The sequence below is a fragment of the Burkholderia sp. JPY481 genome (assembly GCF_038900515.1).
Taxonomy (GTDB): domain Bacteria; phylum Pseudomonadota; class Gammaproteobacteria; order Burkholderiales; family Burkholderiaceae; genus Paraburkholderia; species Paraburkholderia youngii.
The window spans coordinates 1-10,041 of the sequence record NZ_JAYMRT010000054.1; the positions used below are offsets into that span (position 1 = coordinate 1).

5 protein-coding genes and 4 pseudogenes are annotated in these 10,041 nt (G+C 56.0%); 3 read left to right on the plus strand and 6 right to left on the minus strand.

Going from position 1 to position 10,041, the window contains the following annotated elements:
• The 3 genes and pseudogenes from VSR82_RS38830 to VSR82_RS38840 form a co-directional block, all read left to right on the plus strand.
• Positions 1-462: pseudogene (locus VSR82_RS38830) on the plus strand (hypothetical protein); the annotation flags it as partial.
• 390 nt (positions 463-852) lie between these two features.
• Positions 853-1,938 (plus strand): alpha/beta hydrolase, encoded by a 1,086-nt coding sequence (locus VSR82_RS38835; RefSeq protein WP_498858802.1) that lies wholly within the window; start codon positions 853-855, stop codon positions 1,936-1,938.
• A gap of 542 nt (positions 1,939-2,480) precedes the next feature.
• Positions 2,481-2,615, plus strand: a pseudogene (locus VSR82_RS38840) (IS3 family transposase); the annotation flags it as partial.
• An 80-nt stretch (positions 2,616-2,695) separates the two neighbouring features.
• On the opposite strand, the gene VSR82_RS38845 reads toward VSR82_RS38840, so the two are convergent.
• The 6 genes and pseudogenes from VSR82_RS38845 to VSR82_RS38870 form a co-directional block, all read right to left on the minus strand.
• Positions 2,696-2,812: an IS3 family transposase gene (locus tag VSR82_RS38845; RefSeq protein WP_429464325.1), complete on the minus strand. Its 117-nt coding sequence runs from the start codon at positions 2,810-2,812 to the stop codon at positions 2,696-2,698.
• A gap of 197 nt (positions 2,813-3,009) precedes the next feature.
• Positions 3,010-3,813: a GH12 family glycosyl hydrolase domain-containing protein gene (locus VSR82_RS38850; protein WP_498858803.1), complete on the minus strand. Its 804-nt coding sequence runs from the start codon at positions 3,811-3,813 to the stop codon at positions 3,010-3,012.
• A gap of 388 nt (positions 3,814-4,201) precedes the next feature.
• The gene (locus VSR82_RS38855) at positions 4,202-5,056 is read right to left on the minus strand and encodes a sterol desaturase family protein (protein ID WP_368587917.1); all 855 of its coding nucleotides are present in this window, start codon (positions 5,054-5,056) and stop codon (positions 4,202-4,204) included.
• Between the two features lie 848 nt (positions 5,057-5,904).
• Positions 5,905-6,884, minus strand: a pseudogene (locus VSR82_RS38860) (IS110 family transposase); the annotation flags it as partial.
• Between the two features lie 325 nt (positions 6,885-7,209).
• The gene (locus VSR82_RS38865; protein ID WP_498858804.1) at positions 7,210-8,502 is read right to left on the minus strand and encodes a cytochrome P450; all 1,293 of its coding nucleotides are present in this window, start codon (positions 8,500-8,502) and stop codon (positions 7,210-7,212) included.
• Between the two features lie 1,424 nt (positions 8,503-9,926).
• Positions 9,927-10,041, minus strand: a pseudogene (locus VSR82_RS38870) (IS5/IS1182 family transposase); the annotation flags it as partial.

Below are 10,041 nucleotides of genomic sequence, written 5' to 3' on the forward strand. Positions count from 1 at the left end.
TCGTCATTCATCGCTCGGCTTCACGTCGCCAACTCAGTTCATGCAAGACTGGCTTGCGGCTCAGCGGACAAAGGATACGGCTGCATAACCCCGGACCTCTGGAAGGCGAAAAACCGAGGGAAGCTCAACATGATGACAAAAACTTTAAAAAAGATTCGCGTTTTAGGGGCTCTTTTGATTGCGGTCGCGCTGAATGGTTGCGGTGGCTCGGACGGCGGTTCAGTCACCGACCCGACTCACGCGTCAGTTGGTTCCAGCGTGGATGATGAACTAACGCCATACTACGTCCAGTCAATAACTTGGCATACCTGCGGATCTGACAATTTTCAAATTGTGAACAAAGACCTGCTGGGTCCGCTATCGACTAGGGCTAGTTGTACTACGGCAAAGGTGCCGTTGGATTACGATGATGCGTCCAAAGGTAGCGTCGGCATTGGCGTACTGCGAGTGACTGCCCGGTAAGCCTGCAAACCGGCTTGGTGGCATATGGATGAATCCTGGTGGGCCAGGTGCGAGAGGGCTGGCTATGCCTTTGCGCATGTCGACGCTATGGCTGCTTGGGAATTCGGCAAATCCTGTAGGTCGAAAGCTCTTGCAATTGTCGGATGCCTACGATCTGATCGGATTCGATCCGCGCGGCGTCGGTTCAAGCGCCCAGTTGGTATGCAGTTCTAGCGCCCCGGCGAGAGCAATTTCTTTCACCGATAGGTCCCCCGCTGGAGTCAGGGCACAGATGATCGAAAGCCGCGACCTCGCATCCGCTTGTGGTGGCACGCCGCTGACGCCTTTCATTAACACCGAATACACAGCTCGTGACATGGAGGTGATACGTGCGGCACTTGGATACGCAAATTGAACTACTTTGGTACGTCATATGGTACGGCTCTTGGGGCTCGCTATGCCAGCCTGTTTCCCGGTCGCACAGGTCGTCTGGTTCTCGATAGCGTCGTAGATATCACCCTTCCGTTTGCCGAGACCTTCCCTCCGCAGGCTCCAGCATTTCAGCACACATTCGATGGCATCATTGCTCCTTATGTCGCCGCACAGAACGAGCTTTTCGGCCTCGGTTCGAACGCGGACGATGTCAAAGAAATTACTAGGAACGGTCCCCCTTGGCTCACAAGTTGGCTTGGCCGAACCATAGTTGATTCACTGTATGCTCAATGGCAAATTGATGCTGCGGTAGAAAAGTTGGCAGTGGCCAAAAGAATAAAGACGGTTTTGGCAGAAAACCCGCAGACTTCCCCTAATGACCTTCATCGCGAGGTAGTCTCGCTGCCTTTCTTTCCGAGTTGGAACAGAGCCGTGGAAAATGCCACGCAAAAGATTGCCGGAGAGGCGGTCGCAAGATATGCTGAAGTAGGTTCCGGTAGCACAAGGTCCCTGGAGGACCGGCGGGCGGCCCAAGTGCCCGTGACCTGCAATGATGGAGCCTTGATCCACCCGAGCGAGGAGTACTGGACAGATCTTGGAAATTCTCTCGCCATGTCTGCGCCGCTTGTGGGGGGCTTATATTCCGGTCAGCCCTGTCTTTACTGGCCGTTCAGCACGCGCAGGCTGCCGTCGTTCGACAGTGCCGCGACGCTACCTGTTCTCATGCTGCAGGATGAGAATGATGGTCCAACGCCTCTGCCTGGAGCGCGCGCCACTGCAGCCACATTGAAAAATTCAAGACTTGTAGTTCAGGAGACGACGTACGACCATGGTGCATTTTTTTCTGGCAGCGAATGCATTGGCGGCTATTTCGCAGACTATCTGCTCGAGGGTGCCTTGCCGGAGAAGGGCGCCACGTGTGCAGGAAATGGACTGAACACCTCGAAGAAAACTATCAATATGAACAAAAAGCTCGCCGCTAACGCTGTAACAGAAGAGTACCGGACTGAATGTACACCGATCGTCTCGAAGCAGAAAAGGTTCTGCAGGACCTCCGCGAAATGATGAGATAGTTCGCAATGCATTCTTGAATGTAGAGGATTTCGTCGCCATGGAGAATTAAGACAGCTATTGGCAGCGGTTGCGTGCGGCCAACTGTTATGCGGTGCGTGATGCTTTTCGCCAAATCCCTCGCACCAGCACGGACAGTCTAAGTATCAACGGGCAGTCGAAGCTGAATTGGAGACTACGCTGCCTCAGCCGAACCCTAACATAGTGCGCCGCGCAATTGATGGCGCCCCAGAGAATGATCGATGTGACGCGATTTTAAATGCGATCGGTGGCGCAGGCGCGCTGCCGCGAAAGTCGAGTTGGGCCGCGTAATGAGGTCCGCACCGTCTCGATCCGCTCAATATGATCCCCGTGGCATGCTGCACGCGTCGATAGTCCGACTCTCTGGGGATATTATTTCACGCTGAGCAAGTTGTCGGCACCGGAAAGGCTGGTGATCCATGTCATTCTCATTGCGGAACGTCCTTATACGGCTCATGGGCACCGCAGGCATCGGACATTGTGCCCTGTCCCAAACAGGAGCGTACCTTCTACGTTCGGAGTTCGACGTGCTCGGCCAGAAGCTGTATCTTTCGTCTGTGCTAGATCTGTACAACGGCGAGATTCTGGCCTATCAGATGAACACGCGCCCTCTGTTTGAACTGGCTCGCGGCGCACTAAGTTCGCGATTAAACAGGTTCGGCGCAATACACCCGGCTTCGGCGCGCCATGAGCGGTATTTCTTCACGCGCACCGGCGACTTCAGCTTCAGCTACACCATCAGACGTCGCACCGTCTTGCGTGTCACCCTCTGGCCTGCCACCCGGATCGCTTCCGCGATGCGCCGGTAGCCATAGCGGTCCTTGTTCCGTTCGCCACCGTCAAGCAATTTCGACTGATAGCAGAACGTACTGCGCGCCAGCTCCGCCGCCTTGAGCAGCGCGGGTAGCCGGTGATGCTGTCGCAGTTGCAGCACTATTTGCGTTTTATCTCTTGCGCCGCCCGCTTCTTCGCCTGAAGAAGGGTCGAGATTTGTAGTCTGGACAGGCATCCTGGACGGCTCCCTGCCCAACGCGATGAAAGGGATCACTCGGCAGTGACCGTGAACTTCTTGGACGCAAAGCTCAGGTTTCCGCGCGAAGAGGTGATTTCGAACCCGTACTGCAGGTCACCGATTTCAAGATCATCATCAAAATAGTTGAGCGAGCGCAGATATTTCATAAATGCCAGCACATCGATCGCGGCGTTGTCAGTCTTCGTCGTGCGGACGAACGTGTAGACGATGTTGCGGCGGTTGGTGCCCACGTACACGTTCCAACTTCCGTTGGACAGCGATACGTTTCGATAAAGTGGAATTGCGCATCCGGCTTGCGTCCAGTTGTAGGAGATGGGCTTGACATTGCCGCAACCTTCCGCAGTTCCGGTGTAGTTCAGCCATATCATGATTTCATGCGCCTCACCTCCGGCCCAGATATCAAACGTTGACTCCCAGGCGCCACCAGATGGCGTAGTAGCCGAGACGATTGCGGAAAGCGAGTTCAGTGAGCCGATGGTCTTGTTGACTTTGTATCCGATGTGCGGATAGGACTTGATGCCACTGGTGTTGGGTTGATCTGAAGTAACGCTCCAGTCGACCTCGCTGTCTCCTCCGAGCTTGCTGTTAGCCCATATTGTCTGGGGACCCGCGGTGACATTACTGCAGGGTGACCACACGTCGTTGTTGATCGTGTACCTACCGTAGATCCGAGAAGCGAAGAGATTTTCCGCAGAGCAGGATGACGTTTCGGGGGAAGTAGCAGACCACGTCTGGGCCTGCGCACTGGCAGTCCAAAGCATCAGCGCGGCGGTGGCAATGGCGGCACGGGTCGCGCGGATCAAGATTCGAGGCATGGTCTTTCTGATCTCCTGTCAGGTAGTAGGGGTTGGTCGGCATCGGTGAAGGTCAGCGGCTTGGGCAACCTTCCGATCGAGAGAGAAACCGTGTGTGGGGCGACGTACTCTTAGACTGGGGGCTCTCGCCAGTGGGCGCTCATGTCAGGTATCTCCATAGCGCTGCCGAGAGAGCGCATGTACACCGAACGTCCTTGAACACGAGCATAAAATCTTGCGCCGTTGGCGCCGCGCGAGACGGCCAAGTGATACCGATCTCAGCGTTACCGCTATAGTTCGACGGCCCGCGATTCGCCTTCACCGTCGATGGTTTCAGGCGACGTTGTATTGGCAAATGTTTTGTCTACCAGTGCCGCTCAATTCAAGCGAATGCCCCGACCAATCATCGTCAACTCTCCTGCGTTATGCTGTCAGATTTGGCTTTGGACCAGCGATTTTGTCCAAACGGAAACATAAAGTAGTCGCGCACGGTGAGGGGCTCGGGTTGATTGCGAAGGCCCACTTCGGGCCATTCGTCCCGTTTCGGCCAGTATGCCGTGCTGAAGATAGTGTCCCAGATGGTCGTAAAGAACCCGTAGTTTCGGTGCCGATGATGCGGCTGAGTTGAGTGATGAATTCGGTGGAACTGACCGTCTCCGATGATATATCGCAGAGGCCCAAGGTTGATGCGCGTGCTGGAGTGCGACAGATGCGCCTGAAAGGTAATGAGGGTCATGGCAGCAGCCGGCACCACGCCAGACTCGAAGTGGATCAGCGCGAGCGGTAATGCTACAAACAAGGCGTAGATAACCGGCTCGGAAATGTGATGATTGCAATTCCATGCCGTCAGTTCGCGAATCGAGTGATGTGTAGCGTGCAAGCGCCAGAGGAATGGCACGGCGTGCTGTGCACGGTGCATCCAGTAGTAAAAGAAGTCACCGGCAATTGCGACCACAACGCCTGAAAGGATGGCGAAAGCCGTCTTGATAACTGCGTTGTCAGAGTGAAGCACTGTTGAAAGATTGACCGTCAGGAGCGGCTTGACGCCTAACCATTGCAAGCCCACAGCGTACAAGTGCCAGATTAGCGCGCCGCATCCAATCCGAATCGCCCAGTTCCGTGCGCCGCGAAGGTACGATGCGAAGCTGTATCGATAAGCCGGAAACGCGATCTCAAGAGCTGCACATAACGTGGCAAAAATCGCAAGCAATTTGAACGATTGGACGGCGAACTGGACCATCTGGTGGATATCGACAGCATTCATTGTTTGCTCAGGTGAACAGATCGAATTCGGAGATCTCGGGTCGAAAAGCTGCTTGTCAAAATGGCCGGCTTCTTCATGGGTGTCATGCAGTTACGTGACTTAAGAAGTACACCAATGTAGTAACTCGGAGTGCCAATCGATATCCGTGGCGATGGGCATTGCACGCCACAAGATCGTGCAAGGTGTCTATTGAGGGCGCCCCAACACGGTGACTGTGCCGTGGCAGCATCATCACTATCCGCCATTTTCTGAAATCGCAAAAATCAATTGTTTGGATAAGACGCATTCGCGTCACAAATGACTTTCTCAATACAGACTCAAGAGGTGGTCGAAGGCATAGCATGCACTGCACTCAAAGTGCACTGCCGTCGCGACGTGACAGTAACCGAAGGCCGGTGCCGTCGGCACGGCGCCCTAAGATAAATGAAGCCACGACATGATGACGTGCGCCGTGTGGAGCGGCCAGCGCAACTATTGTCGTTGCCACTCCGGCGGCAAGCTCGATAAGACGACGAATGCGGGGCGGGGGTTTCATGCATCTGTGAAATGGGTCGCGCATGCTATGCGAGACCGCAACTGAGATGCTTGTAGCGGCTGCGGATCGCTGCCAGAAGGGCTATCGAAGGTAGATTGAAAGTTCTAAAGTGATCATGGCGACGCCCACAATCCAACGGGCATGCGAAGACCACGTCGGCGTTGACCTGCGGTCCACACACCTGGTACTGCTTTTTTTGGGGCTCATCCTGAAACGTGAGCCCAATTCGAGAGTTCCTCGGCCGGTTCCGGCACGCCATCATATGGGGGGCCCTATCTAATTCGTCAAGCGTTAGGGGCTGACTTGGGTTTGGAGCTGACTTGGGTTCGTAAAAGGTGTCATCGCGCAGGATGGCGAACAGGACATCACAGCGTCGCCGTGCCAGCGCGAATCGGGGGGGCTCGCGAGGCCGCGAAGGCGATAGGAACAAGGCGCGCTTGAGTACCTTGTTGCCGCGCTTGGACGGATGCTCGCCCCGGATAGATGAGCCTGAGCGCCGGGTAACTGGTGCGAGGCCAGCGTAGGCCCGCCAGGTGACCTGCCGAAGCGAAGGCTTGGTGCGCGACCTCGGTGAGGAGTCTGGCGGCGGTCCTGACGCCCTCCCCGGCCTGCTGGTCAGGACCGGCCAAAGAGGGTGAGCAAGCCCCGCCGCTCTACTTCGCCGGCGATTTCGTCGCGCTGCTTGCGTAAGGCGGCGAGCTGCTGAGCCAGGCGCGGCATGACGATGGTGGCGGTTTGCGTGCCGGGCACCGTCACGGCCTGTTCGCCCAGCGCTTGAATGATTTCGGCGCCCAATCCCGTGCCCATGCGTGGCGCGAGCTTGGTCAGGCGGTTGGCAAGCGTCTTCTCGCTGGTTGCTGCAAGCGCGGCGGGAGACGGGTAGCGCTCGAGTAGATCGAGCACGGCGAGATGCTCGAGGCGCGGTCCGAGAACGCGCTCAAGCGCGGGATGGATCTGGGTGAGCAGGCCGCGAATCCCGTTACTGATTTGGGTAATTTGAGCGGCGAGCTCGTCGTCGAAGCCGCACAGCATGGGCAGCTCGGCGAGCGGTTCATCAGCTAACCGAAGCGAGCGCAGCGTATGCGGCATCGAACCGGCGGCCTCGGCGATGATTGCGGCGTCGCGGGCGTCTGTCTGGGCCTCACCGGCATGCAGGTCGGCAATGCGGCGCATCGCCAGTTCGGGCAGATCGGCAAGCAGAACGCCTTCGTCGCGTGCGACGGCCAGCGGCAATGCGCCGATGGTGGCGGGCTGGTCGACAACGAAGAGAAGACGGCCATGGGTCTTGAATTCGAGTGGGCCTGCGACAACGGTGGCAAATCTCGGCATCTACGTTACGGACGGCCTTGGAATATTCCAGCCGAGTCCCTATTAGCGATCACCTGCCACCCACCAGGCCCGGTGACAACACCCCCCCGGATCAGAAACTGCGACTGGGGGCGAGAATCATGCCGGGCCTGACTGCCCAAAGCTTCAATTATCGAGGCGGGAAGATAGTAACTGGGGGCTGCAACCGGGGAAATGTTTGGCAGTCACATGCTACATGTGTGAGTTTGTAGACGAAAGCACGGTCCCGATCAAGGTCATTTTGTGGCGTTCAAATTTTACATAGATGCGTTCATTGCAACACGCAACGTATTGGGAGGTGCTTTGGCCCACTTACGAAATTAGACGTCGTGAATTCGATCTCTCCCACCGGTTCGACGAACTGCAACTTCGGGATCAGTTCCTCGAACAGGATGCGCATCTCCATGTTTGCGAGATGCTGACCAAGACATACGTGAGCACCTGCCCCAAACGCAATGTGCCGATTCGGCCTTCGGTCGATATCGAATATGAAAGGGTCGGGGAAAACTTCCTCATCGCGATTGGCCGACCCGTAGCAGAGCATCAGCCAATCGCCCTTGCGGATAGTCCTGCCTCGCAAATTCGTGTCGGCTGCCGCCGTACGCATGAAATGACGCACTGGCGATGCGTAGCGGAGGCTCTCGTCGATGAATTGCGGAATGAGCGACGGGTCAGCCTTAAGCCGCGGCAGCAAATGGGGGAATTGACACAATGCCCACATCGCAACCGATATGGAAGACGAGACGGTGTCATGCCCGGCGGCGGCGATAATCACGTAGTAGCCGAGTCGGGTTGCCTCATCAATAGGCTGCCCATCGACAACCGCGTTGGCGAGCAAGGTGGCGATGTCGTTACGCGGTTTTTTCCGGCGATCTTCGGTCAGGCGATCAAAGTAACCCTTGAAGTCTGCTACAACTGACAGCAGCGCCTTGCCGATCGCACTTCCGGCGTCGCCCTGGCGACTGATATCGCGCTTGTATTCGGCATCCTCGCTTCCAAACATCTCCTGTGTGAGTCTCAACATACGGGGGGATTCTTCCTGCGGAACTCCGAGAATATCCATGATCACGTTCAGCGGATAGTGCGAGGCGAAATCGTTCGCAAAGTCAATTACGGAGCCGCTCTTTTGCAGAAGTTCCCCGATCATCAAATGTGCCAATGATCGGATGCGAGCCTCAAGCTTAACGACACTGTTCGGCATAAACCACGACTGTGTCAGTGCGCGCAAACTCTTGTGTTCGTCGCCGTCGACGTGGACGAGCGAACGGACGATGTTTGGAGTACCGGTGGCCCCTATAACATGCGCGATAGATGCTTGCGGACGGCAGACGACGGAATAATCGCCGTTGCGAAACAGGGCATTGTTCCGGGAAATCATTGAGACGTCGGCGTGTTTTGTTACCACCCAGAATGGGTCATGCGCGTCCGCCATTGCTCGTCCAACTGGGTTGTTTGCACGCGCCCACGCGTATATCTCATGGAGCCCGTCGAGGTTTGTATACGACTGCGGATCAACCAGACGGTTTGCTATGTCTTTCGGTAGGTCGTAATTTGTCATGCTCACGATATTGCAGAAAAACTGACATGTGAAATCGAGGCAAGCAACGTGTATCGACGTATCCACTCATGGCTGGGATTGGGGTCGACCGACGTTTGCGGATCGCTCGCCAGTTGATGCGCACCGAAGCCGTCGCGCCGGCAAAAGAGGCGAACGGGCCGGGCGCATGCGTGCGCTCGTCGGATATTGTCTTTTTATACTATTCACGACTTTCGTCTTTCGCCTTAATGCATGTCAACCTTTCTTGATCACGTGATCATGCATTTGAGCCTCGAAGGTATCCCTTGTTAGACACAGCGCATGACAATGACATTCGCGCACGAGGAGCAAGCTCCCCGCTTGTCGATGTCTTCGTGGCCAAGTGACAGAACCGGAAGGCCGTCGAACGGGCGCCCCTTTGCCCGGTGCGATGCGGCGCCTCTCACGCTGCAATGATTCTACAGCCCATTCTATTGAGGCCGTCGTTCATATCTATCACTGCAAGGGGTGAATATTGCTCAACGCTGTGGGTCGTGGGTTTACGCTGAATTTGTATTCATGAATCGAGCGGTTGCGATGAAAATATTCAATTTGCGTTTGAGGAGGGCGGTAGCGCACATCCCCGCGCAACCGTGCCAATGACGTTCTTCGTCGAATGCCAGGCTTGCTAAACATTGGCTGGCACTTTGACGCTATGACAAAAGTGGCTCATGACAGGAGGCAACTCTAAGTAAAAATCCTTTTCCGTATCCTTCAAACCGCCCGGATAACAGTCAGAGACGAAATCTTTCAACGGCGTCAGCGCCGGTTGGCAATTTGGGCGGGACGTCCTCACTGAATTCGTTCCATCGCGTAGCCTATGCTGCCAGCAATTGATGACCATGTTGGCTACTTACCTGATGCAAGAAAGGTCTGACCTTGATCAAGGGTTGCCGTGCGTTCGTCCCGTACACTTGTGTTGCAGCGGGTCGAACCGTCTCGCTCGACCTACTGTGGGGACTTTAGACGACCCGTCAGAGTATAGACGACTCCGATGGGTCACTTTTTTTCTGTGTCCCGGCTGTCCTTGCCAGTCGCCCACCCGTTCGGTGGGCGGTCATTAGTTCCGAAATAGAACGCGCGGGGAACAATGACCCGATTCCCGACAGTAGTCAGGTAGCATATCCCCTAGTATTCGTTCCAAGCAGCGATCCGGACCATCTCTTTGACGGCTACCATTAGGCGGATTCCTCGCGAACTGGTGCAACACCCTTCGTCGCTGCTTTCTGCATGGCAAAGATTGGCGGCTGCTGGCAAGGTGAAATGCCGCTAGCACTGGGAAGCGGACCGCTGAAGGGCCAGATTTGAGATCTCCCGTAGCCCAATCACCGTGGGCAACGAGGTGTGCGAGGCGGGTTCCTGGCCGATATGAGTCATCCAATGAATTAAGGCGTTGATGCGGTTAGAGCGTGTTAGGAACTTTGAAGTACTGGCACGGCGTGGACAAGCATGAGCATTGCGAAGACGACAAAATGAAGCCCGGCGAGAGTTTCGGGGGGCCGTTCATAGTCACGTGCGAGACGCCGG